This is a genomic window from Lactobacillus corticis (assembly GCF_018327645.1).
Classification (GTDB): domain Bacteria; phylum Bacillota; class Bacilli; order Lactobacillales; family Lactobacillaceae; genus Lactobacillus; species Lactobacillus corticis.
Map to the genome: position 1 here is coordinate 1 of NZ_BMAY01000096.1, position 201 is coordinate 201.

Sequence of the window (201 nt, forward strand, 5' to 3'; positions counted from 1 at the left end):
TATAAAATTTGATCACGTTAATAAATACTATGGCAAGCTTCATGCCTTGAAGGACATTAATTTGGAAATTGAAGAGGGCCAAGTTGTAACGATCATCGGATCTTCCGGTTCCGGAAAGTCAACTCTGATCAGAACCATCAATGGCTTGGAGCCAATTCAATCAGGCAAGTTGGAAGTTACTGGCTATGATTTGGCCGATAA

At 40.3% G+C, this 201-nt stretch carries 1 protein-coding gene; it reads left to right on the plus strand.

What is annotated here, in order from left to right; translation table 11 throughout:
• Position 1: 1 nt before the first annotated feature.
• Positions 2-201 (plus strand): ATP-binding cassette domain-containing protein (locus KI210_RS08890; RefSeq protein WP_212781490.1); only part of this gene is annotated, 200 nt, incomplete at its 3' end.